Raw genomic sequence first — 24,199 nt, 5'->3', positions numbered from 1 at the left:
TTTAGGTCAGCTGCTGGCGTTACCTACGGCAGAGCTGGCACGACGTTTTGACAGCCAGTTACTAAGCTATCTTGGCCGCTTGCGGGGTGATTATTATCATGCGCTGGAGTATTTACAACCTGCCGCTGGCTTTAGCCGCTATTTGGAATTGCTGTTTGACATCACTGACAGCACGGTGCTGGCCAGGCCCTTATTAAAACTATTACAACAACTGGAGCAGCAACTTTGCCGTGACAACAGTCAATGTCATCGGCTATTAGTAACCCTGTTTTTCCGGGACAATCCTCCACTAAAGCTGACGGTGGGGTCGGCCCAAGGCGAATATAAAGCGGCTGCCTGGCTGCAGTTATGTCAGCTACAACTTCAAGCTCAGCCTTTACCGGAGCCGGTATATGCTCTGCAACTGGATGTTGATGTGTTTAGCGCTCAGCAGTGGTCTACTTCAGCTTTATTTGAACAACATCATGCCAGTATGTCGGCGTTGCAATTGTTATCATTACTACAGGCCCGTTTAGGTCGGGCTGCCGTTAGCGGCTTAACGATTATAAACCAGCATTTACCTGAGCATGCCAGCCAGCGCAGCCTGCCGCTGCTAAAAGGCGATTTAGCTGACTACCAGACTAAAGCCCAGCTTCAAGCTCAAGTTCAAGTTCAAGCACAAGCGTTAGCGCTTCGCCCGGCATTTTTATTCACTGAACCCCAGCCCCTGACCGAAGCAGTTACCATTAATCAGGGGCCGGAACGCTTGTGTCCCGATGGCTGGCAATTAGCGGCGCAGCGTGACTATTTTATTGGTCACAATCAGCAGGGCCAATGGTTATGGTTATACCGCACTGCCAATCAGCAATGGTTTGTGCATGGCTTATTCAGTTAAGCGCGGAAGAAGCCATGAATTACGCTGAATTGTTTTGTCAGAGCCATTTTAGTTTTCTGCAGGGTGCGTCTTCTCCTGCTGAACTGGTTACCCAGGCTGCTGCCCTGGGCTATCAGGCGCTGGCTATTACCGATGAGTGCTCAGTAGCCGGGGTAGTGCGGGCGTATCGTTGTATTAACGAGCAACAACTGACGCTGAAATTAATTGTCGGCAGTATGTTTAAACTGGATAAGTTGCAACTGGTGCTGCTATGTCCCGACAAAGCAGCCTATAGTGAGCTTTGCCGGGTCATTACCAACGCCAGGCGGCGAAGCAGTAAAGGCGACTACCAGCTAACCGAATGGGATCTGATGTCGGTTAAGCACTGTTTTATTTTATGGTTACCCAGTGCTGATGCCGACAGTGATCAATACTGGGCAAAGTGGCTGCAAAAGTATCATACTGGTCGGCTATGGCTGACGATGCGCCGGTACTTAAGCCATAACGAACAGGCGCTCAGTGATTATTGTCAGCAGTTAGCTTCGCAATACCAACTGCCGCTGATGTGCTGCGGTGCTGTACTTATGCACGTGCCAGAGCGCCTGGCATTGCAGCACTGTGTTAGTGCTATCAGAGCGGGTAAACCCATTCGGGAACTTGGCCGTGAACTGCTCAGTAATGCTGAGCGTGCGCTAAGGCCCTTAGCCAAGCTGGCAAAATTATTTCCGCAAAATTGGCTTAGCGAAACCAGCGCTATTGCTAAGCGCTGCAGTTTTAACCTTAGCGAGCTTAAATACCAGTATCCAGCTGAGCTGGTGCCTGAGGGCGAAACGGCCAGCAGTTACCTGCAAAAATTAGTGCAACAGGGCAGTAAAAAACGTTTTGCCGATGGCGTTCCGCCACGAGTACAGGCATTAATTGATAAAGAGCTGACCCTGATCCGTGAGCTTAACTATGAATATTTTTTTCTGACCATTCACGATGTGGTGCAATTTGCCCAAAGCCGCAATATTTTATACCAGGGCCGTGGTTCAGCAGCCAATTCAGTGGTGTGCTATTGCCTGCAGATCACCGCAGTAGATCCTCGCCAGATACAGGTGTTATTTGAGCGTTTCTTATCTAAAGAGCGACAAGAGCCGCCGGATATTGATGTTGACTTTGAGCATGAACGACGCGAGGAAGTCATTCAATATTTATATCAGAAATATGGCCGGGAACGAGCCGCTCTGGCAGCAACGGTAATCAGTTATCGCTTTAAAAGTGCCTTACGGGATGTGGGTAAAGCCATGGGCTTACCAGTAAGCCAGCTCGATTTTCTGATTAAAAATATTCAGCGGCGCAACCCTGCTACCCCTTGGCAGCAGCAGTTGGGCGCCCTTGGGCTGGACAGTAACAGCCAGACCACCCGCCAATTGGTGCAGTTAGTAGACGAGCTGCGTGGTTTTCCACGCCATTTATCGCAGCATGTAGGCGGTTTTGTGATTTCAGAGGGGCCACTGTACGAGCTGGTGCCGGTAGAAAATGCCGCCATGGCCGATCGCACCGTGATCCAATGGGATAAAGACGATTTAGAAACGCTGGAGCTGTTAAAAGTCGACATACTGGCACTGGGAATGCTAACGGCTATTCGCAAGTGTTTCAGTCTGGTGCAGCAGCATTATCATCGGCCGTTAAGTATCGCCTCGATTAATGCGCTGGGTGATGATCCGGCAGTGTATCAAATGATCCAACATGCCGATACCGTCGGTTTATTTCAGATTGAATCGCGGGCGCAAATGAGTATGTTACCGCGCTTAAAGCCAGCGTGCTATTACGATTTAGTGGTGCAGATTGCCATAGTGCGGCCGGGGCCAATTCAGGGTGACATGGTGCATCCGTATTTAAAAAGACGCAATGGCACAGAGTCGGTCAGTTACCCATCAAAAGAGGTAGAGCAGGTGCTTAGCCGCACCATGGGCGTGCCTATTTTTCAGGAGCAAGTGATTGCCCTGGCCATGGTGGCTGCTGGTTTTAGTGGTGGCGAGGCTGATCAGTTACGCCGGGCGATGGCCAGCTGGAAAAAAACCGGTGAGCTGTTGCAGTTTAAAGACAAGCTGATTAACGGCATGCTAAACCGCGGCTATCAGCTGGAATTTGCCGAGCGGATTTATCAGCAAATTTGTGGTTTTGGCGAATACGGTTTTCCGGAGTCGCATTCAGCCAGCTTTGCGGTGCTGGCGTATATTTCTGCCTGGTTAAAACATTATTACCCGGCGGCGTTTTATACTGCACTGCTCAACAGCTTACCTATGGGTTTTTACAGCCCTTCGCAATTGTTACAGGATGCAAAAAGGCACAATGTTGCGGTGTTGCCGGTATGTGTTAATGGCTCATTCTGGGATTATGATTTACAGCCGCAGCCGCAGCCGCAGGAATATGCCATCCGTTTGGGGTTACGTCAGGTCAAAGGGTTAAGTGCAGCTGGAGCTGCGTTATTAATTCAGCACCGGCCGGCGGCAGGGTATCGCCAGCTTAGTCAGTTACGTCAGACGGGGTTAAACCGGGCTGATTTACAGGCGCTGGCCAGTGCTAATGCCTTGGTCGCAATAAGTGGCGACAGGTACAATAGCCGCTGGCAACTATTGGATAAACAGCACAGCCTGCCGCTGTTTGCAGATGAAACAGAATGTAACCTAATCGCTGCAGCTGTCGAAACCGTCAAGACAGAAACGCGCTCGGCGGTAGCAGAAGCTTCGTCAGACTATAACCTATCGACACTGCAATGTGGTCAGTTAGCTGCACCTACCGCGATAGAGGAAGTACTGGAAGATTATGCCGCCACTGGCCTGAGCTTGCAGCAACACCCGATAGCGTTACTGCGCCAGGCGGGTAAATTGCCGCGCTCAGTTCCTGCTGCCGCATTAACTGAGGTGCGACATAAAAGTCCGGTACGGATTAGCGGTCTGGTTACGCTGCGTCAGCGGCCCGGTACTGCTACTGGCGTGACTTTTTTATCGTTGGAAGATGAAAGCGGCACTGCCAATGTGGTGGTGTGGCTTGCTACCGCACAGGCCCAGCAGCAGGCGTTTTTAACCGCGCAAATACTGCAGGTTGATGGCATTTTAGAGCGTGAAGGGGAAGTGACTCATGTCATTGCCGGTCGCCTTACCGATTTAAGCGCTGAGCTGTCCACGTTTGCCAGCAAGTCGCGGGATTTTCATTAGCGGCTATTTGGCTATCACATTATTAACTTAGCCAAATAATCTGCTACAGTGCCGGCGTTAAATTGTATTGGGGCATCATATCAGTGTTAATTCCCTATCTATCGCTCTTTGCCAGCGGCTTTGTTGCCGCAACCTTGTTACCTGCTTCGTCAGAACTGGTATTACTGGCGTTGCAGCAGCAGGGCTATGCCGTTTTCGGGCTCTGGCTGGCAGCTACCAGCGGTAATACGTTAGGTTCTTGTGTTAACTGGTATTTGGGTAAAGAGTTATTGCGCTTTCAACATAAGCGCTGGTTTCCGGTCAGCCCGGCGCAGTTAGCCAAAGCCGAAACGCAGTTTAAGCGCTATGGCAGCTGGAGTTTGCTGCTGGCCTGGTTACCCATAGTGGGCGATCCGCTTACTCTGGTAGCCGGTACATTAAGGGTCCGTTTTAGCTTATTTCTACTGCTGGTTACCCTTGGCAAAGGTGCTCGCTACGCCCTGCTGCTATTTCTGGCTGCCCAGCTGGGGTAAATGGTTTTTCTGTTGGCTTTATACGGGCAGATCCGTCATCATTAGCACACTTTTTATATTTGCGGGAAACCATTATGGAATATCAATTAAGCCCTGAAGAATTAAACCGGATTGTGGCGCTGGATGCCGAGCAGCGATACGACTACTTTATCCAGGCCGTGGCCGATTTAGAAGAAATCTGGATTTTAACTGATGAAGAAGGTTTTGTGCTGGTAAGCGCCGAAGAAGAGCGCTGCATTCCGGTATGGCCCCATGCTGAACTGGCACAGCAATGGATTGAAGGGGAGTGGCAACACTGCACTGCCAAGTCGATTGATGTAAAAACCTGGCTGGATAAATGGACTTCAGGTTTAATTGGCGATGATCTGGCTATTGCCGTATTACCCGATGCAGATGGCCCGGGCGTAGTTGTGATGCCAGATGAATTGTCTGAAACCTTAATTGATGAAATGAGCGACGACGCCTGAAGCTAAGGCGCTCGCTTTTGACACAATAATTATTGTATCAATTCGTTGCCGGTGGTATTACCGCCGGCAAATGCCATTAAGTTGTCACTGGTAATACTGCTAATCTGCTGTAATGCCTCTTTGGTAAAGAAGGCCTGATGGCTGGTGATCAGCACATTGGGAAAGGTAAGCAGCCGTTTAAACACTTCATCATCTATAACTTGTTCAGATAAATTTTCAAAAAAGATATCCGCTTCCTGCTCATAGACATCTAGCCCCAGATAACCAATTTTCCGGCTTTTTAAGCCCTCAATGACGGTTTTTGTATTAACCAGGCCGCCGCGGCTGGTATTAATCAGCATGACGCCATCGCGCATTTTTGCCAGCGAATCACTATTGATCAGGTGCCTGGTGGCCGGGTTTAACGGACAGTGCAGACTAATAATATCACTCTGGGCATACAGCTCGTTCAGGCTGACATAATGTCCTGCCAGCTCTGCTGCCGGCTCAATGTCATAACATAATAGTTTGCAGCCAAAGCCTTTTAAAATATGGCTGGTAGCCAGCCCAATACGACCGGTGCCAATGATACCAACGGTTTTGCCGTGCATATTAAAACCCAGCAGGCCGTCGATAGCGAAGTTATCATCTCGTACCCGGTTAAAGGCTTTATGCAATTTGCGGTTTAACGTTAGCATCATTGCTACGGTGTGCTCCGCTACCGCTTCAGGTGAATAGGCCGGTACTCGGGCAATCCGGATACCTAACGCTTTGGCCGTATCCAGATCCACATTGTTAAAGCCGGCACAGCGCAGGGCAACCATTTCAATGCCCATTTCTGACATTTGCTGCAATACCTCTGCTGATAACTCATCGTTTACAAAGGCGCATATCGCATGACAACCCTGAGCTAACTTCACATTCAACGGGTTTAAGCGACTATCAAAATAACTGAATTGCAGGCTCCGATCCGCCCACTGCGTAAAGCCGTCCTGATCGTATTTTTTGGCACTGAACACCGCAACTTTCATCTGTTACTCCTTGCATGCAACCCGTTAAGTTAGGCTAAGTGTAAATCAGCTGACATTGCGATAATTAGCGCCAGATCAAAGTTACAGTAAATCTTCTACTGCCTGCGCAATGCTGGCCGGTTTCGTGCGAGGAGCAAAACGTTTTACGACATCGCCTTGTTTATTAATTAAAAACTTGGTGAAATTCCACTTAATGGCACGGGTTTTTAACAGGCCGCGGGCACTGTCTTTTAAATGCTCGAATAAGGGCGCCGCTTTTACGCCATTCACATTAATTTTAGCCATAACCGGAAAGCTTAAACCATAGTTTAGCTGACAAAACTGCTGAATATCGCTGTTGTCACCAGGTTCCTGACCGCCAAATTGGTTGCAGGGAAAGGCTAAAATTTCAAAGTTGCGATCTTTATACTGCTGATACAATGCTTCTAATTGCTGGTACTGCGGGGTAAACCCACATTGACTGGCAGTATTAACAATAAGTAGTACTTTGCCGCGGTACGATGCCAGATCCACTTCCTGTCCCTGGCCATTTTTAACTGTAAACTGATGAATATTGGTCATTCTGCTCCCCGATATTGCTTTAAAGTTTGTTATACGTTCTGATTGTTGGATCCGTCTTTCTTTTCCCTGACTTAGTTTGTAAGCTAACAGCCTATCATTTCACAGCAATAAGTCATTTTTATGTCAATTAAAAGCAAAGGTAAAGTCGCCTTTATTGGTTTGGGTGTCATGGGCTACCCGATGGCCGGTTATTTACAGCAAAAAGGCTATCAGGTGTGTGTGTATAACCGCACCACAGCAAAAGCAGAGGCCTGGGTTAGTCAATATGGTGGCAGCCACGCCGTTACTCCAGCTTTGGCTGCTAAAGATGCGGCATTGGTGTTTTTATGTGTTGGCAATGACGATGACGTGCGCTCTGTAACTTATGGTGACGACGGTGTGCTGGCCACCATGGCGGGGCAAAGCGTGTTAACAGATCATACGACGGCCTCAGCAGAGTTAGCCCGTGAGCTGCACGCGGCCTGTTTAGCCAAAGAAGTTGGTTTTTTAGATGCGCCGGTATCCGGTGGTCAGGCTGGCGCTGAAAACGGCGCCTTAACCGTTATGCTCGGCGGCGATGCCAGCGATATGGCTAAGGCAGAAGCTGCCATTATGAGTTACTCCCGCTGTGCCAAATTGCTGGGGCCGGCCGGTTCTGGTCAGTTAGCGAAAATGGTTAATCAGATTTGCATCGCCGGAGTAGTACAAGGCCTTGCTGAAGCACTGAATTTTGCCCAGAATGCCGGCTTAGATGGTGCGGCGGTTGTTGAGGTCATTTCTCAAGGCGCGGCGCAGTCCTGGCAAATGCAAAACCGCTATAAAACTATGCTTGATGGCAAATATGATTTTGGCTTTGCGGTCGACTGGATGCGTAAAGATCTGGGTATCGCCTTAAACGAAGCGCGCAAAAATGGCAGCCATTTACCACTGACCGCCTTAGTTGATCAGTTTTACAGCGAAGTACAACAACTGGGCGGTGGTCGCTGGGATACTTCCAGCTTGCTGGCCAGGTTAAAGCGCTGAATATATTGTAAATAACTAAGCTTTTTCTTGATAAATTTTGTGGCATTCGCCAAGATGTCAGCGTTTTTATTTTCGGTAAGATATAATTTTTGAAGCAAACCAGCATTATTGACAACAAAATTGGTATTCAATTGCCAGAGGGCGTTAGCCTTACCCTGGTGCCTGCGGGCATCGCGGTAAGAACGGCAGCTTTTATTATTGATTTTATTTACCGGGCCTTACTTTTCATAGCTGCGGCGCTGGTATTGGGTCAGGTAGGCCAGGCCGGTGAAGGGATCCTGCTGGTAATATTGTTTGTTCTTAACTGGTGCTACTACATTTTTTTCGAATATCGCACCGGCAGCTCTCCTGGCAAACGAAAAATGAACCTTAAAGTGGTGGCCGATAATGGCTTACCTGCCGGATTTTCCGCTATTGTCCTGCGTAATTTGCTGCGCCCGGTCGATATGCTGCCGCTGGGCTATGCCCTGGGCTTAGTATCGATGGTATTAAGCCAGAACTTTAAAAGACTGGGAGATTGGGCCGGTGGCACTATGGTGGTTTATCAGCAGCAGGTACTCCCCCTACCAAAGATCACCGGACAGGCATTAACTCAGGCACCGCAACCGCTGGCCAGTTCAGAGCAGGCAGCAGTATTAGATTTCTGGCTACGCCATGCCAGCTTATCTGAACAACGACAACAGGAGCTGGCGGAGTTACTGATTAGTGCACTGGATATTGAAACGGATGACAAGGTGGCTTATCTCTGTGCCCTGGGCGCCTATTATGCGGGTGAGAAAGCATGAAACAGTCGCAGTTTGTTAAACAGCGCGAGCCACTATGGCTGCAGCTGGAACAAGAGCTGAACGCTGGCAGCTTTGCCCGCCCTGAGTTATTTCCTGCGACGTATCGGCAACTGTGCAGCGATTTAAGCCTTGCCCGCAGTCGCCAGTATAGCCCGTTACTAATTGACCGGCTTAATCAGCTGGTTGCCGCAGGTCAGCATTATTTATATCAGAATAATCAACCGGTCTGGTTTGAGCTACGCCAGCTCATCGGCATTCGTGCGCTGGAGGCTTGTTATCAGTTTCGCCGCTGGATCTGGCTTAACTTAGTGTTGTTTTATGGCTTAGGGCTGGCAGCAGCCTTATTTGTCTGCAGTTCTGCTGATAATATAAATTATTTTATGTCAGTTGCCGATCTGGAAAAGTTTACTGAGATGTATGATCCCGCCAGCAGCGGAGCCGGACGTAACGCGCAGTCTGATGTCCTGATGTTTGGCTTTTACATTTACAACAATATTGGTATTGCTTTTCAAACCTTCGCCGGTGGCATGTTGTTATGTGTTGGCGCGCTATTTTTTATCGTTTATAACGGCCTTTATCTGGGGGCTGTTGCCGGTCACATGATTAATATGGGCTTTAATGAGCCTTTTTTCTCGTTTGTAATTGGTCATGGTTCCGTTGAGCTGACCGCCATTGTGTTAAGCGGTGCAGCAGGCTGCCGACTCGGATTTAGCCTGCTGTCACCCGGCATTTATAAACGCTTTACTTCGTTAAAACTGGTGGCCCATCAGGTGATGCCAATAGTGGTTGTCGCCTTTGTTATGCTGGTCCTGGCTGCAGGCATTGAAGCGTTCTGGTCACCCCGTCTGTTGGCTGCTGAAATAAAGTATACGGTGGGGGCATTCTGCTGGGCGGCAGTGTGTTACTGGTTGTACCGGGGGACCGTGCTTGGACGTTAAGCAGTTAATTATTGAGCCTCAGGTTCGCAGCCCCTGGCAGGTTTTCGATCTTGCTGTGCGTTGCTATCGGCTAATGTGGTGGCCGCTTTGTTTATTGTGGTTAACCGCAGCAATCCCGCTGGCGCTGCTGCTAGCAATTGTTGTCGATCCGTGGCTGGCAGGTTCAATCGTCTGGCTGGCTAAACCCTTACTGGAGAGACCTTTGCTGCATTACATCAGCAGGGCGGTCTTCTCAGAGCAACCCGCCATCAGGTCATGCTTTAGCGCACTTCGAACCGGCGGTTGGTGGCAGGCGCTTCTCAGTGTCACCTGGTATCGTTTTGCCTGGCGGCGGGCATTTCTGGCTCCGGTGTTATTACTGGAGCAGCAAAGAGCAGAAGCCCGTCAGCAGAGATGCAGAACGTTAACGCGTCTGTATAACGACCGCCAGGGGTTCTGGCTGGCTTTTTGTGTGCATCTTGAACTGTTAATTTTGGTTATGATGCTGTTGCTCGGTTACAATTTTCTGCCTGCAGCGCTGGCACCGAACTTGCTCAGCAGTTTGAGTTTGTTAGAGAGCGGTGCTGGCGGTTATATCATGCTGTTTGCAACGCTGGTGACCTACAGTTTAGTGGCTCCGCTTTTTGTTCTGGGTGGCTTTTTGATGTACATCAATCGCCGCATTGTCCTTGAAGCATGGGATCTGGAGTTAACATTCCGCAAAATAGCGTTGCGCCTGCAAGCCATCACCTCCGTGGCGGTCATGCTGTTGTGTGTAACTCTTGCTACATTTCCTCAATCTTTACTGGCGGAACAGCAGCATATTCCAAACATTAGGCAAGCAACGGATAGCGAAAACAGCACCAAAGCTACGTTAGAACAGCCCGGCGACAGCAATCTGGAAACTGTGGCAACTCCGCTGTACAGTGCGGAATATAAAGCTGAGATAGAACAACAGATTGAACAGATATATCAGCAGCACGAGTTGCTGGATTATCGTACCCGCTGGGTGATTGAAACCACCGAAGAAGTACAAACCGACAACAGCGACTGGCTTGGTATTTTAAGCGTTATCGCTGATAGCCTTGGGGTGATTGGCTGGGTATGTATTATCGCGCTTACCCTGGGTTTACTGTATTGGTTATTCCAGAACTATCATCGGTTAATTCAGCCTTTTAGCAACAAGGCGCTGCCAGCCGCACCAACCATTCCAATGATGTTCGCTGATTTACCTGCCGACATCGACAACGATGATTTACTGTTGCAGGCGGCAAAATTTCAGCAAACCGGTAACGCCCGGTTAATGGCGGCGTGCTTACTGCGTTTTGCCTTGTATTATGTGCAACAGCATTATTCGATAAAGCTTACCGCGACGATGACAGAGCAAGAGTGTTTACGCGCGATTAGCCAGAATACACCTGAGAATATCAGCCTAACCATGGCCCGGCTTATTGATTTATGGATAGCTATCGCCTGGGGGCATCAGCAGTTGACACTCGATAGTCTTGGTAGCATTTTGCAGCAGCTAAATGTCTGGCAACAGGAGCAAAGCCCCCGATGAAAAAATGGGTTCTGGCTGGTGCTGCCGCCTTGCTGGTGTTTATTATCTGGCGTGTTAGCCAGGGGCAATGGCAACAGATTACCGAAGAGAACGGCCTGAGCAGCCAGGCTGTTAGTCAACCGTGGTTTGCCACTGCACAGTTGTTACAGCAACACGATGGATCTTTGACTGAGATTTCTGATAGCACTGAGCTGCAAAACCTGCTGAATTTGGCACAGGCATCTGAACGTATCATCGTTATCAACGAAAATCTGCTGCGCTTTCAGCCCGAGTTAGCGCAGCCCTTGCTGGAATGGACCCGCTCTGGCGGACATCTGGTGTATCAGCTATCTGCTGAAAACCGCCACCAGCTTGCCAATAACCGCTTGGTTGCGGCTTTTGCGATTAATATTTCAGCGGCAGAAAGTCAGGTGCAACAGTATTGGCACCGTTTTGTCAGATCCACTTTTGTTGAGGCCACTGCTGAGTTTGGGCAAGGTGTGCTGAACGTAGCGATGATGCCAGACTACCGCATTGAACAGTGCGACAACCCGCTAGTGACTATTGTCGGCAAGCAGAGGCCGCAGGAGGGTTATATCGCGTGCCAGTTTGCTTCTGATAGCGGCAAAGTCACGTTCACCAGCCAGACGGTGTTTATGCATAATAGCTTGTTGGATAAAGCTGACAATGCCTTGCTTACCCTCTCGCTGGTCGGTAACGCCAACCAGATGGTCGTGACTCGGGATCCGGGGACATTACTGTGGTTTCAGCGGCTCTGGTTTTGGAACTGGCCGGGCTGGTTATTACTATTACTGACATTTTCATTGCTAATCTGGCGAGTTGTCCAGCGCCTTTCACCCCCTGAGCAGCTACTCACTACCCGGGACAATGTATTTGAACATCATCTTTATGCCTGTGGTAATTTTCTGGATAAAAGAATGCCAAATGAATGGCTTAAGCAGCTATTAATGCAGGATATTCTGACGATTTGTGAACGGCGTTATCCCGGGTTTTCACGGCTAGCACAGCACGATCAGCAGCAGTTAATCGCAAACTGGTGTGGGCTGTCATTGGCGCAACTTAATCATTTCTTAACTCAGCCCTGGCCAGCCAGAGCCTTTGATCTTGCTGAGTATATCGGGTTCTGGCAAAAAATAAGGAAAGCAATATGACAGAGTTAGGTGTGCAGCAGACTGAGCAAATTCGTCAAACCATCTCGGCGATCAGACAGAACATTCAGCAAGTTCTGGTAGGGCAGCATGAGATTGTAGATGATGTTATTGCTGTGCTGCTCGCGGGTGGCCATGTGCTACTGGAAGGAGTGCCAGGCCTTGGCAAAACCTTATTGGTAAGGGCCTTAGCGCGTTCTGTGGATGTTGAGTTCAGCCGGATCCAATTTACACCCGATTTGATGCCATCTGATGTGGTAGGGCATAGCCTCTATAATATGAGCAAGGGCGAATTTGAACTGAAAAAGGGGCCTGCCTATACCAATATTTTACTGGCCGATGAAATTAACCGGGCACCCGCCAAAACTCAGGCAGCATTATTGGAAGTGATGCAGGAGCTGCAAATTACCATTGATGGCACCAGCATGAAGCTTGAGGGCCCGTTTATGGTAATGGCAACCCAAAACCCGTTGGATCAGGAGGGGACTTATCCGCTGCCTGAAGCCGAGTTAGACCGTTTTATGGTGAAACTAAAGTTGGGATACCCCAGCCTTGAACATGAATTGCATTTATTGCTGCTCAATACCGCCGGTGAATCAAACGAATCACAGGTGAGTGGGCTAAAAACGGTGATTAGTCGCAGCGAGCTAATGACAATGCGTAACCAGGCCACCCTGGTTCTGGTTGATGAGAAGTTGTACCGGTATGCGCTGGATATCGTCAGAAAAACCAGAAGCTGGCCTGGTGTGCTGCATGGCGCAGGGGTAAGGGCCAGTATTAATATGATTAAGCTGGCCAAGGTTAGGGCGCTGATGAATGGCCGGGAGTTTGTGATACCGGATGACATAAAACTGTCTGCAAAACCCATTTTACGTCACCGGATCATTTTATCCGCAGAAGCAGAGTTAGAAGGCACCAATGAAGACGATATTATCAGCGCTATCCTAATGAAGACTGAAGTGCCCCGCGAATGAAACCGTTGATTGTGCGTCCGTCAAACCGACTGTTGCTGGCGCTGGCAGCTTTGGTTGTGCTGAGTATTGTGCTAAAGGTTCTGGATAGTAGCCAGGCGTTACAACTGGCTGCGCTAGGTGGACTTTCCGGATTGATCCTCCTTAAAGGGGGCCGCGACTTTACCCGGCTAAGGCGTTTACCGCCACTAACCGTGCAGCGGCAGTTACCCGATAACCTTAATCTGAACTGCGAATTTCCTTATCAGCTGATTATTGAAAACCACACTGAACACACGCTTGTAATCAGTGCCGCCGAGAGAATGCCAGCGCATTGGCTTCGGCAGCCGCGTCAGTTTTACAGCCGGTTGGCCGCAAAAGAAAAACTGAAGTTTACTTATCAGGTTAAACCCAACCGGCGCGGCCTGGTAGAGCTGACAGGTACCGATTTACGTGTACAGCTGCCCGGTGGCTTTTGGCAACGCAGATGCCATGTTCCGGCACAGCAGCAGGTAAAGGTGTATCCTGATTTTTCGGTTCTGATGAAATCCCCGGCGCTCAGTGGTGTTGGCAATTTACCAGTGCCTGGGATTAAAGTATTTAATAAGCGGGGCACTGGCACGGAATTCCGGCATCTGCGCGAGTATCGACTGGGCGATAGTCAGAATCAGATTGATTGGCAAGCTTCCAGCCGGCGTCAGAAACTGATCGCCAGAGAATTCCAGGAAGAACAAAGTCAGCAGGTTATCGTCATGCTCGACAGTGGCCGCAGAATGCTTGTCGAGACGGAGGTTGGCACTCATTTCGATGCCGCGTTAAGTGCAATTTTGTTATTAGCGCATTCGGTTCTGAAAAATGGTGACTGGTTTAGTATGCAGTCCTTTGGTAAGACTGAGCGCTGGTTACCCAATGTCAGAAGTGTCCGGGATATTTCTAAAGTAATGCAGCATTTCTATGACTTATATCCGTCAGATATCAGCCCCGATTATTTGGTTGCTGCCAGACAACTTATTTCTAAAAAGCCAAAGCGCGCCTTGGTGTTAATAGTTACCACCTTACAGGATGAAGATTTTTCTGATTTATTACCTGCTGTTCGCTTGTTACAGCAACATCATCTGGTAGGGGTAATTCACATTGAGAACGAAGCTATTCGCCAACAGTTATTTCAGGGGGTAAGTGACACGATTCAGGCTAAAAGTTATCTTGGTGCTATTCAGCTTAATCAGCTGTTTCAGCAGAACTGGCAACGACTGCAAAAAGAACATGTGCTTTGTATCAGCAGCAGAGCGAAGGATTTGTTGCCACAAAGCCTGAACGCTTACTTACGGGTGAAGCGCTCAGGCATGCTTTAAGATTAACGGTTACTGGTGGTATCTATCGCTTCATTAATTTTGTACTGCAAATAAATGCTGCTAAAAAAGAACGTCAGGATAGGGCCGGTCCGAACATGGTGGCCTTCTTCAGTAAATACATCGTGTAGTCTGTTTCTGATGGTAAACGTTGTGATCAAATATAAAACCCAGTAAGCGATACTCAGGCTGTTTTCGATAACGGCATACTCTTCGCCAGAAAAACCTGCAACAAAACCCAGTGCAAAACTGCCCAGTAATACTGCTACCAACACATAAACTAATTCTAAAGCTATTGGTCTGCTTTGGATCTGATTTAAAGTGCTGGCGCGAGAGTAAAGCCACCATAACGGGTAAATACCCAGGGTAACAATATTAAGTAAAAATACCCACCAGGCCGAGAACCGGGGAAGTTGCTTTAACTTGCCACTGTTTAACGGCGCATTCAGATTTGCCGTTGGCGCGGTATAAGGGTTGGAAACTGCATCACTCATTTAACATCCTTTTATTTTTTTTGTTAAGAAAGAGGATTTTAATGATAACAAAGAAAAAGTAAATGCTAAATTTAGAGTAAAGAGGAACAATATTGTCTTTGGAAATAAAAAGCGCTACAGCCTCACTGTGAAATAAGGCTTATAGCGCTAAAGTGGATAAATGAGTAGTTTTAGTTAAAGTTCATCTCTGGTATGTCGCCATTAACTACCAGCTTACCAGCCGTTTTCTGCTGAATTTCTTCAACAGTTATTCCGGGGGCGCGCTCTAACAGGTGGAAGGCACCGTCGCGCACTTCCAGTACCGCTAAATCGGTAACGATTTTTTTAACGCAGCCAACGCCGGTCAGTGGCAAGGTACAGTCAGTTAACAACTTACTATTGCCGTATTTATCGGCGTGGGTCATGGTAACCACGATATTCATGGCACCGGCGACTAAATCCATCGCACCGCCCATACCTTTCACCAGTTTGCCCGGGATCATCCAGCTGGCGATATTGCCGTTCTGATCCACTTCAAAGGCGCCCAGTACGGTTAAATCGACATGACCGCCACGGATCATGGCAAAGCTTTCTGCTGAGCTGAAAATAGCCGCGCCTTTAATGGCGGTGACGGTTTCTTTGCCAGCGTTAATCATATCGGCATCAAGTTCTGCTTCAGTAGGGTAAGGACCCATACCCAGCAAGCCGTTTTCTGATTGCAGCATTACTTCAATACCGGCCGGTACATAGTTAGCCACCAGGGTTGGAATACCAATACCAAGGTTAACGTAATAACCGTCTTGCAGCTCTTGCGCTACGCGCATTGCTACCTGTTCACGAGATAAAGCCATGGTTGCCTCCTTAACCTTGCCGCACCATACGACGTTCGATGCGTTTTTCAAAGCTGCCTTTGATCACGCGCTGCACGTAAATACCAGGGGTATGAATTTGCGACGGTTCCAGTTCGCCTGGCTCAACAATTTCTTCCACTTCGGCCACGGTAATTTTACCAGCGGTTGCGGCCATCGGGTTGAAGTTCATCGAGGTATGACGGAACATCAGGTTGCCGTAACGGTCGGCTTTCCAGGCGCGAACGATGGCAAAATCACCGGTAATGGCAGGCTCTAATACATAATGCCGACCATCAATTTCGCGGGTTTCTTTGCCTTCAGCTACCGGCGTGCCGTAGCCGGTGGCGGTGAAAAAGGCCGGTATGCCAGCACCACCCGCGCGCATTTTCTCGGCCAGAGTACCTTGCGGGGTTAGCTCTACTTCCAGCTCGCCGCTTAGTAGTTGTTTTTCAAACAGGGCGTTTTCACCAACATAAGAGGCGACCATTTTTTTGATTTGGCGGTCTTCCAGTAAAATGCCCAAACCAAAGCCATCAACACCACAGTTATTGGATACCACGGTTAAATCGGTGGTGCCCATTTTTTTAATCTGGGCAATTAAACCTTCTGGAATACCGCATAAGCCAAAGCCACCGGCAATAACGGTCATACCGTCTTGCAGGCCTGCCATGGCGTCTTCGTAGCTGTGTACGACTTTATTAAACCCTGCCATTTGTTGTCCTCAGTTCTTTTGCTGAACGTTGTTTTAAAGCCATTCTTCGATTTCGCGGCCGCTGCTGTGAAGTTTTTTCTGCGACACGCCGTGAACCCCTCCCTGGGGGCTCGTTTCCGCCCGTCCAGGGCTTCAACGGTCTCAGAAAAAATCACATTCGCATCCGCTTGCATCTGTGTAGAGGGAAGCACACAGTACACTTTAGCCGAAACCGTGTTTTTCATGGATGAAAAACAGGAGCCTACAGGGACGTATTTACGGCGTGTTTCGGCAAAGTGGTACGGAGTGCTTACCGAGTTCGAAGAACCTAATTTGCTGCTGTAAACTAACTAGTAGTTTGCGTGCACTTCGCCTTCAGTGCCAATCCTACTTTAGAACTAGGCTGCTTTCCCAGCTTGCCGGTAATAAACCAACCCGCCTGTGCCAGCGCAGCTAAATCGATACCATGCGTAATACCCAGGCCGTTTAGTAAATACACCACATCTTCGGTGGCCACATTACCCGAGGCACCAGCAGCGTAGGGGCAGCCGCCTAAACCGGCAACAGCGCTGTCAACAATGCTGATGCCGCGGTTAAGCGCCACGTAAATATTGGTAAGTGCCTGGCCGTAGGTGTCATGAAAATGCACCGCTAATTTGTCTGCCGGTACCATCGATAGCACCGCATCGAGCATGGCGTTCACTTTTGGCGGCGTGCCGACCCCAATGGTATCGCCAAGGGATATCTCATAGCAGCCCATTTCCAGTAACGCTTTGGCCACCAGGGCGACCTCGGTCGGTGCTACATCGCCCTGATACGGGCAACCGACCACGCAGGAGACATAACCGCGCACTTTAATGCCGTCAGCCTTAGCCGCCTCGACTACCGGCGCAAAGCGCTCCAGGCTTTCACTGATAGAGCAGTTAATGTTTTTCTGGCTGAAGGCCTCTGATGCCGCGCCAAAAATAGCGACTTCGGTGGCGCCTGCGGCTTTTGCGGCTTCATACCCTTTTAAATTGGGGGTAAGTGCCGCGTACGTCACGCCTGCTTTGCGGGTAATACCGGCAAATACCTCACCAGAGTCGGCCATTTGCGGCACCCACTTAGGGGAAACAAAGGCGCCACTTTCAATATAACAGTGGCCTGCCGCGCTTAACATATCGATCAAGGTAATTTTATCGGCGGTGCTAACGCTTTGCTCGTTTTGCAGGCCATCACGCGGGCCTACTTCAACAATACGGACGCTTTTCGAAAAGCTCATGCTTCCTCCGGACTAAAATCGACCAGTTCGGCGCCATCTTTCACCAGGTCGCCAGCAGCATAAAATACCTCATTTACCACACCGTCCTTGGGGGCTTTAATGCTGTATTCCATTTTCATCGCTTCCATAATCACCAGCGTATCACCGGCTTTTACAGTAGCGCCGGCTTTAGTCATTATCGCAACAATAGTACCGTTCATTGGCGCGGTTAGACTACCGGCATGCTCGCTGCCATCCAGTTCCGGGGTGACTTCGGTCCGGTAAATAAAATCATACCGATGATGTTTAATGAAGATACTGATGGTGTCCTGATAGCGACTGACCCGCACTTTCGTTTTATGATCGCCCAGGGTCGCGCTAAGCTCATCGCCATTTAGCTCTGCCAGACAGCAAATTTGCTGGCCTTGCAGCTCTATTACATAATGCTGTTGTTGCTCGCGGATCGTCAGTTGCTCGGCGTTATCACCGTGCAGTAAATTCAGAATGACGGTTGGTGTTTCATTTAAACGCCAGCCATGGCTGTATTGCCAGGGGCTTGGGCTGGTGTTACTGGGCCGTGGCGTTTTTTGCTGCTCCATAATAAATAGCGCGGCCAGCACCAGTGCCTGGTTATTCTCACTATTAGCCGGGGCAAACAAGCTAGCCTGATGCTGGTTAATAAAGTTGGTATCCAGCTCTGCGGCTTTAAACGCCGGATGCTCGGTTAAGCTGGTTAAAAAGCTTAAGTTGGTGGTCACGCCGGCGATCCGGTAATCGTCCAGTGCTCGCAGCATACGGGCGATAGCGCGATCGCGGCTTTCGTCCCAAACAATCAGTTTGGCTATCATTGGATCATAGAAAGGCGATACTTCGTCATTCTCCACCACGCCGGTATCCACCCGCACATGACGGCTTTGTTCTGGCTGACGTAAGTACGTCAGCTTGCCGGTGGCGGGCATAAAATCGTTATCCGGATCTTCGGCGTAAACCCGCACTTCAATGGCATGGCCATCAATTTGTACTTCATTTTGGCTTAACGGTAGTTTTTCGCCAGCAGCCACTAACAGCTGCCATTTAACGAGGTCCTGCCCAGTGATCATTTCAGTTACCGGATGTTCCACCTGCAGCCGGGTGTTCATTTCCATAAAATAGAACGAGCCGTCTTCATCGAATAAGAACTCCACGGTACCGGCGCCACGATAATCAATGGCTTTGGCAGCTTTTACTGCGGCTTCACCCATCGCTTTACGCTGCTCAGCGCTGAAATTGGGTGCCGGAGCTTCCTCAATCACTTTCTGATGACGGCGCTGGATAGAGCAGTCGCGCTCGGCCAAATACACGGCGTTGCCGTGATTATCACAAAACACCTGAATTTCGATATGGCGCGGCTTGGTTAAATAGCGCTCGACCAGCATTTTGTCATTACCAAAACCGGCTTTGGCCTCACGCCGGGCACTGGCTAAGGCATCGGTAAATTCTTCTTTTTTCCAGACTACCCGCATGCCTTTGCCACCGCCACCATAGGCGGCTTTTAATAGCTGTGGATAGCCAATGTTGGCAGACTCGTTTGCCAGCAGATCGTCTGACTGATCATCACCGTGATAGCCCGGTACTAAGGGTACGCCGGCATCAGCCATAATCTTTTTGGCAGCGCTTTTTGAGCCCATGGCGGTAATGGCGGCAACAGGTGGGCCAATAAACACCACACCGGCATCCGAACAGGCTTTCGCGAAATCTTCATTTTCAGATAAAAAACCATAGCCCGGGTGAATGGCCTCAGCGCCACTTTGTTTGGCAATGTCGATAATTTTATCGCTGCGCAGGTAGGAGTCTTTACTCGGCGCCGGGCCAAGCAAATAAGCTTCGTCGGCCATGCGGACATGGCGGGCATTGGCATCAGCTTCGGAATAGACTGCAACGCAGCGAATGCCGAGCTTATGCGCCGTGTCGATAACCCGACAAGCAATCTCGCCACGGTTAGCGATTAATATTTTGCGAAACATAGTTAATTATCCTGTGGCTTAGACGGTAACCAGTTAGGGCGGCGTTTTTCAAGAAACGCACTCAGGCCTTCCTGACCTTCATCAGATACCCGAATTTCAGCAATCGCCTGGGTAGTATGCGCTACCACATTGTTGCTGATTTTTCGGTTATAAATATTGTGGATCAGTGCTTTAGCGGCGCTCATGGCGGCCGGACTGTTTTGTAGCAGCTGCTCTGCTAACGTATCAGCTTTTTGCGTCAACTCAGTTGCACTGACGATTTCGTGCAATAACCCTAATGACTTGGCAGTGTCGGCGCTAAAACGCTCAGCCGTTAAAAAGTAACGCCGGCTTTGCCGCTCGCCTAAGGCGCGCATCACATAGGGGCTGATCACGGCCGGAATAAGGCCAATTTTCACTTCGCTTAAACAGAAACTGGCGGTATCTGTAGCAATGGCCATGTCGCAGCAGGCAACTAAGCCTACCGCGCCACCGAAAGCAGCGCCTTGCACCATTGCAATGGTGGGCTTGGGGAATTTATCCAGTTTGTGCATCAAGGTCGCCAGCTCGTTGGCGTCGTCCAGATTTTGCTCATAGTCTTTTTCAGCCATTGAGCGCATCCAGTTTAAATCGGCGCCGGCAGAGAAATTTTTGCCGTTAGCACTAAGCAGGAGTACTTTTACCTGATCGTTGCTGGCCAGCTTATCCAGCACCTGGATTAACTCAGCAATCATCAGATCGTCAAAAGCGTTATGCACGTCTGGCCGGTTGAGTACCAGGTTGGCCACGCCACGCTGGTCGATAGTTACTTGGGTGTAAACCTGGTTCATTCTCTCTCCGAAAGTGTTAATGCAACCTGAGACCATCTCTCTCCGATTTCACGGTTGCTGCGTGTTAGGCTTTTATCAACCGGCAATCGCGGCGCACTACTTTGCCAGAACACGCCGTAAACCCATCCATGGGGGCTCCTCTTTTTCATCCATGAAAAACACGGTTCTGGCCAAAGTGTACTGTGCGCTTGCCTCTAAAGCTGATCCAGCAAGCGCGTATGTGCTTTTTTCTGAGACCGTTGCAGGCCATGGATGGCCGAAACCGAGCTCCATGGACGGTTTATGGCGTGTCGCAGAAAAAATGCACGGAGCGATGGCGGTGACGATAACCACCAAAGCACCTGGCAACTCGCTACATCCGAAACACACCAAACTTAGTATCTTCTATCGGCGCATTTAATGCAGCGGCTAACGCTAAACCTACTGTCATCCGGGTTTGTGCCGGGTCAATAATACCGTCATCCCACAAGCGGCCGCTGGCGTAGTAGGGGTGACCTTGCTTTTCGTACTGTTCAATAATCGGCTTTTTCAGGGCCTTTTCTGCATCTGCTGACAAGGTTTCGCCTTTACGTGCCAAGCCATCTTTGGTGACTTGCGCCATCACGCCTGCTGCCTGCTCGCCACCCATTACCGAAATGCGGGCGTTGGGCCACATCCACATCATGGTCGGATCATAAGCACGGCCGCACATACCATAATTGCCGGCGCCGTAGCTGCCGCCAATTAACACAGTAAATTTAGGCACCTTGGCACAACTTACCGCCATCACCATCTTGGCGCCGTGCTTGGCAATCCCTTCAGCTTCATACTTTTTGCCAACCATAAAGCCGGTAATATTCTGTAGGAATAACAACGGAATTTTGCGCTGAGCACACAGTTCAATAAAGTGCGCGCCTTTTTGCGCCGACTCTGAGAAAAGAATCCCATTATTGGCGACGATGCCGACAGGATAGCCGAAAATGCGTGCAAAGCCGCATACTAACGTGGCGCCATAATATTGTTTAAACTCATCAAAATCAGAGTTATCGACAAGGCGGGCAATCACTTCTTTGACATCATAGGGTTTGCGTAAATCGGTACCAACAATGCCGTATAACTCTTTGGCATCATATAAAGGCTCTTGCGGCGCTTTAACATCCATTTGTTCTGGTGCCGGGCGGTTTAAGCGTGACACCGCATTGCGAGCCAGTTGCAGCGCATGTTCGTCATTTAACGCATAGTGATCGGCGACACCGGAAATTTTACAGTGCACATCGGCACCGCCCAACTCTTCAGCAGAGACTTCTTCACCGGTGGCAGCTTTTACCAGCGGTGGGCCAGCTAAGAAAATAGTGCCTTGCTCTTTAACAATAATGCTCTCATCGACCATAGCCGGTACATAAGCACCACCAGCAGTACACAGGCCCATTACCACGGCAATTTGCGGAATGCCCTTGGCTGACATATTCGCCTGATTAAAGAAAATACGGCCAAAGTGCAGTTTGTCGGGGAACACATCATCCTGGCGGGGCAAGTTAGCGCCGCCAGAGTCGACCAGATAAATACAGGGCAGGTGACAGCGCTCGGCGATTTCCTGTGCCCGCAGGTGTTTTTTTACGGTTAGCGGATAATAGGTGCCGCCTTTTACCGTAGCATCATTTGCGACAATCATGCACTCAACACCGCTGACCCGGCCAATACCGGCGACCACACCAGCACTTGGCACATAGTCTTCGTAGCATTCCCAACCGGCAAATTGTCCAACCTCGAGGAAGGGTGAGCCGGGGTCAAGCAGCTTTTGAATGCGCTCACGCACAAACAATTTACCGCGGGCAGTATGGCGGGCTATCAATGCTTCGCCGCCACCAAGCTTAATTTGCTGCACCTTGCTGTTCAGATCGTCAACCACGGCCTGCATCGCATCCGCGTTTTTCTGAAACTCATCGCTGCGGGGGTTAATTTTACTTACGATCTTGGTCATATCAGTTCGACTCAGTAAATAACTCGCGGCCGATTAACATGCGGCGGATTTCAGAGGTGCCCGCACCAATTTCATACAGTTTGGCATCGCGCAGTAAACGGCCGGTAGGGTACTCATTAATGTAACCATTACCGCCTAATAACTGAATGGCATCCAGTGCCATCTTGGTAGCCAACTCTGCGGAATACAAAATAACCGCTGCGGCATCTTTACGGGTAGTTTCACCACGGTCACAGGCTTTGGCTACCGTATAAACATAGGATTTTGCGGCATTCATCTGAGTGTACATATCGGCCAGTTTGCCCTGTACCAGCTGGAATTCTCCAATTGCCTGGCCAAACTGTTTGCGGTCGTGAATATAAGGCACCACCACGTCCATGCAGGCCTGCATAATGCCCAGCGGACCCGCTGCCAATACCACGCGCTCATAATCCAGGCCGCTCATTAATACTTTAACGCCACCGCCAATCTGGCCCAGGATATTCTCGGCCGGTACTTCGCAATCTTCAAATACCAGTTCACAGGTGTTTGAACCGCGCATGCCTAATTTATCCAGCTTCTGCGCAGTGCTAAAGCCTTTAGTGCCACGTTCAACGATAAAAGCAGTTATGCCTTTGCTGCCAGCATTAATATCGGTTTTAGCGTAAATGACATAGGTGTGGGCATCCGGGCCGTTGGTGATCCACATTTTATTGCCATTTAAAATGTACATGTCGCCTTTTTTCTCAGCGCGTAGTTTCATACTTACCACATCAGAGCCGGCGTTAGGCTCACTCATGGCCAGCGCACCAATATGCTCGCCAGAGCAAAGCTTCGGCAGGTATTTCAGTTTTTGCGCTTCAGTACCGTTGCGGAAAATCTGGTTAACGCACAGATTAGAGTGGGCGCCATATGACAAACCAACTGAAGCGGAAGCACGGCTGATTTCCTCCAGTGCTACCACGTGCTCTAAATAGCCCAGGCCTGAACCGCCGTACTTTTCATCAACGGTAATGCCTAGCAAACCCAGATCACCAAATTTGCGCCATAATTCATTTGGGAATTCGTTTACCTGGTCAATGTGTTCGGCCCGTGGGGCAATTTCTTCGCGGGCAAAGGCATTAACCTGCTCGCGGATCATATCGACGGTTTCGCCTAAATCGAAGTTAAGGCCTTTGTAACTGCTTATCATGGTAAATCCCCGTTTGCTAAATGCTGAAAACCGCCTAAGCGGTTTTGGATTGTTTGGCGTCTGCTAAGGTGTCGCGGCAACGTTTTTCAACGGTAACCAACTCCATTAGCACTACTTTAATGTCGTCCAGTTGCTGATGCAGTTCGCTTTTTTTCTGCTCGATTAGTCTCAGCATGGTATTTAATTGGGTCACGCTGCTTTTATCAGCGTCGTACAGTTCAAACAGCTGACCGGTTTCGGCCAGACTAAAACCCAGCCGTTTACCGCGCAAAATCAGCTTCAGCCGAACGCGATCACGTTTACTGTAAATGCGGGTCTGGCCGTTTCGCAGGGGCGTAAGCAGCCGCTGATCTTCGTAAAACCGAATGCTGCGGGTAGTAATGTCGAACTCTTTTGCCAGCTCGCTGATACTGTAGGTTTTTTCTTCTTTTTCTGTCATAACCGCCTTCCCGAAAAACGCCATCAACTATAAGTGAAGTTTACGTAAAGGTAAAGCTAGTGACCGGCGTTGAAAATCAACTGCAGGGCGATTTAGCAGGCTTTGTAAAGCAAAAATGCCAGATTTTGCTGGTCCGACTGTACAGTTTACTGCACCATTTTCCGAACTATAAAAAGTGATCACTACCATAGTGTTAGCTAGTTGACGTTGGCGTAAACGTAAATTTGGTGTAGGCTCTTGGGCA

The 24,199-nt window shown here is 49.4% G+C and carries 21 protein-coding genes and 1 pseudogene; 11 read left to right on the top strand and 11 right to left on the bottom strand.

Annotated elements, in window-relative coordinates; all coding sequences use genetic code 11:
- The 4 genes and pseudogenes from ABY802_RS02445 to ABY802_RS02430 form a co-directional block, all read left to right on the top strand.
- Nucleotides 1-874: pseudogene (locus tag ABY802_RS02445) on the top strand (DNA polymerase Y family protein); the annotation flags it as partial.
- Between the two features lie 14 nt (nucleotides 875-888).
- A complete protein-coding gene (locus ABY802_RS02440; protein ID WP_372625416.1) occupies nucleotides 889-4,056 on the top strand; it encodes an error-prone DNA polymerase in 3,168 nt (1,055 codons plus the stop codon).
- Between the two features lie 83 nt (nucleotides 4,057-4,139).
- Nucleotides 4,140-4,568, top strand: coding sequence for a YqaA family protein (locus ABY802_RS02435; protein ID WP_372625415.1), 429 nt, complete (start codon nucleotides 4,140-4,142; stop codon nucleotides 4,566-4,568).
- Between the two features lie 74 nt (nucleotides 4,569-4,642).
- A complete protein-coding gene (locus ABY802_RS02430) occupies nucleotides 4,643-5,035 on the top strand; it encodes a DUF2750 domain-containing protein (protein WP_290611578.1) in 393 nt (130 codons plus the stop codon).
- Between the two features lie 29 nt (nucleotides 5,036-5,064).
- Here the strand turns inward: ABY802_RS02430 and ABY802_RS02425 are convergent, their stop codons facing one another.
- Nucleotides 5,065-6,045: a 2-hydroxyacid dehydrogenase gene (locus ABY802_RS02425; protein ID WP_372625414.1), complete on the bottom strand. Its 981-nt coding sequence runs from the start codon at nucleotides 6,043-6,045 to the stop codon at nucleotides 5,065-5,067.
- 81 nt (nucleotides 6,046-6,126) lie between these two features.
- Nucleotides 6,127-6,606, bottom strand: coding sequence for a glutathione peroxidase (locus ABY802_RS02420; protein WP_372625413.1), 480 nt, complete (start codon nucleotides 6,604-6,606; stop codon nucleotides 6,127-6,129).
- Between the two features lie 120 nt (nucleotides 6,607-6,726).
- Here ABY802_RS02420 and ABY802_RS02415 point away from each other — a divergent pair, with 120 nt between their 5' ends.
- The 7 genes from ABY802_RS02415 to ABY802_RS02385 all read left to right on the top strand — a co-directional run bounded on the left by ABY802_RS02415 (nucleotide 6,727) and on the right by ABY802_RS02385 (nucleotide 14,321).
- Complete coding sequence (locus ABY802_RS02415; RefSeq protein WP_372625412.1) at nucleotides 6,727-7,608, top strand: NAD(P)-dependent oxidoreductase; 882 nt, start codon at nucleotides 6,727-6,729, stop codon at nucleotides 7,606-7,608.
- Between the two features lie 89 nt (nucleotides 7,609-7,697).
- Nucleotides 7,698-8,393 (top strand): RDD family protein, encoded by a 696-nt coding sequence (locus ABY802_RS02410; RefSeq protein WP_372625411.1) that lies wholly within the window; start codon nucleotides 7,698-7,700, stop codon nucleotides 8,391-8,393.
- Nucleotides 8,390-9,331, top strand: a complete 942-nt coding sequence (locus ABY802_RS02405) for a stage II sporulation protein M (protein ID WP_372625410.1) — start codon at nucleotides 8,390-8,392, stop codon at nucleotides 9,329-9,331. Before ABY802_RS02410 ends, ABY802_RS02405 begins: the two co-directional genes overlap by 4 nt.
- Complete coding sequence (locus ABY802_RS02400) at nucleotides 9,321-10,871, top strand: hypothetical protein (RefSeq protein ID WP_372625409.1); 1,551 nt, start codon at nucleotides 9,321-9,323, stop codon at nucleotides 10,869-10,871. Before ABY802_RS02405 ends, ABY802_RS02400 begins: the two co-directional genes overlap by 11 nt.
- The gene (locus ABY802_RS02395) at nucleotides 10,868-12,022 is read left to right on the top strand and encodes a hypothetical protein (protein ID WP_372625408.1); all 1,155 of its coding nucleotides are present in this window, start codon (nucleotides 10,868-10,870) and stop codon (nucleotides 12,020-12,022) included. The genes ABY802_RS02400 and ABY802_RS02395 overlap by 4 nt, the downstream gene beginning before the upstream one ends.
- A complete protein-coding gene (locus ABY802_RS02390; protein ID WP_372625407.1) occupies nucleotides 12,019-12,993 on the top strand; it encodes an AAA family ATPase in 975 nt (324 codons plus the stop codon). The genes ABY802_RS02395 and ABY802_RS02390 overlap by 4 nt, the downstream gene beginning before the upstream one ends.
- Nucleotides 12,990-14,321: a DUF58 domain-containing protein gene (locus tag ABY802_RS02385; protein WP_372625406.1), complete on the top strand. Its 1,332-nt coding sequence runs from the start codon at nucleotides 12,990-12,992 to the stop codon at nucleotides 14,319-14,321. Before ABY802_RS02390 ends, ABY802_RS02385 begins: the two co-directional genes overlap by 4 nt.
- Before the next feature lie 2 nt (nucleotides 14,322-14,323).
- On the opposite strand, the gene ABY802_RS02380 is transcribed toward ABY802_RS02385, so the two are convergent.
- From ABY802_RS02380 to ABY802_RS02340, 9 genes are all read right to left on the bottom strand, one after another.
- Nucleotides 14,324-14,812 carry a DUF4234 domain-containing protein gene (locus tag ABY802_RS02380; protein WP_372625405.1) on the bottom strand — a complete coding sequence of 163 codons (489 nt, stop codon included), beginning with the start codon at nucleotides 14,810-14,812 and terminating at the stop codon, nucleotides 14,324-14,326.
- Between the two features lie 170 nt (nucleotides 14,813-14,982).
- Nucleotides 14,983-15,642 carry a CoA transferase subunit B gene (locus ABY802_RS02375; protein WP_372625404.1) on the bottom strand — a complete coding sequence of 220 codons (660 nt, stop codon included), beginning with the start codon at nucleotides 15,640-15,642 and terminating at the stop codon, nucleotides 14,983-14,985.
- A gap of 10 nt (nucleotides 15,643-15,652) precedes the next feature.
- On the bottom strand, nucleotides 15,653-16,354 hold the full coding sequence (locus ABY802_RS02370) for a CoA transferase subunit A (RefSeq protein ID WP_372625403.1): 702 nt from the start codon (nucleotides 16,352-16,354) through the stop codon (nucleotides 15,653-15,655).
- 325 nt (nucleotides 16,355-16,679) lie between these two features.
- A complete protein-coding gene (locus ABY802_RS02365; RefSeq protein WP_372625402.1) occupies nucleotides 16,680-17,594 on the bottom strand; it encodes a hydroxymethylglutaryl-CoA lyase in 915 nt (304 codons plus the stop codon).
- Nucleotides 17,591-19,576: an acetyl-CoA carboxylase biotin carboxylase subunit gene (locus tag ABY802_RS02360; protein WP_372625401.1), complete on the bottom strand. Its 1,986-nt coding sequence runs from the start codon at nucleotides 19,574-19,576 to the stop codon at nucleotides 17,591-17,593. The genes ABY802_RS02365 and ABY802_RS02360 overlap by 4 nt, the downstream gene beginning before the upstream one ends.
- A gap of 2 nt (nucleotides 19,577-19,578) precedes the next feature.
- Nucleotides 19,579-20,385: an enoyl-CoA hydratase/isomerase family protein gene (locus ABY802_RS02355; protein ID WP_372625400.1), complete on the bottom strand. Its 807-nt coding sequence runs from the start codon at nucleotides 20,383-20,385 to the stop codon at nucleotides 19,579-19,581.
- 352 nt (nucleotides 20,386-20,737) lie between these two features.
- Nucleotides 20,738-22,345 (bottom strand): carboxyl transferase domain-containing protein, encoded by a 1,608-nt coding sequence (locus tag ABY802_RS02350; protein WP_372625399.1) that lies wholly within the window; start codon nucleotides 22,343-22,345, stop codon nucleotides 20,738-20,740.
- A gap of 1 nt (nucleotide 22,346) precedes the next feature.
- Nucleotides 22,347-23,516: an isovaleryl-CoA dehydrogenase gene (locus ABY802_RS02345; protein ID WP_372625398.1), complete on the bottom strand. Its 1,170-nt coding sequence runs from the start codon at nucleotides 23,514-23,516 to the stop codon at nucleotides 22,347-22,349.
- A gap of 34 nt (nucleotides 23,517-23,550) precedes the next feature.
- Nucleotides 23,551-23,955, bottom strand: a complete 405-nt coding sequence (locus ABY802_RS02340; RefSeq protein WP_372625397.1) for a MerR family DNA-binding transcriptional regulator — start codon at nucleotides 23,953-23,955, stop codon at nucleotides 23,551-23,553.
- Nucleotides 23,956-24,199: the final 244 nt, after the last annotated feature.

Origin of the sequence: Arsukibacterium sp. (assembly GCF_041616895.1) — a bacterium.
Lineage (GTDB): Bacteria > Pseudomonadota > Gammaproteobacteria > Enterobacterales > Alteromonadaceae > Alishewanella.
Note: the sequence above shows the minus strand (reverse complement) of the source record. Positions and strands in the feature narration are given on the sequence as shown.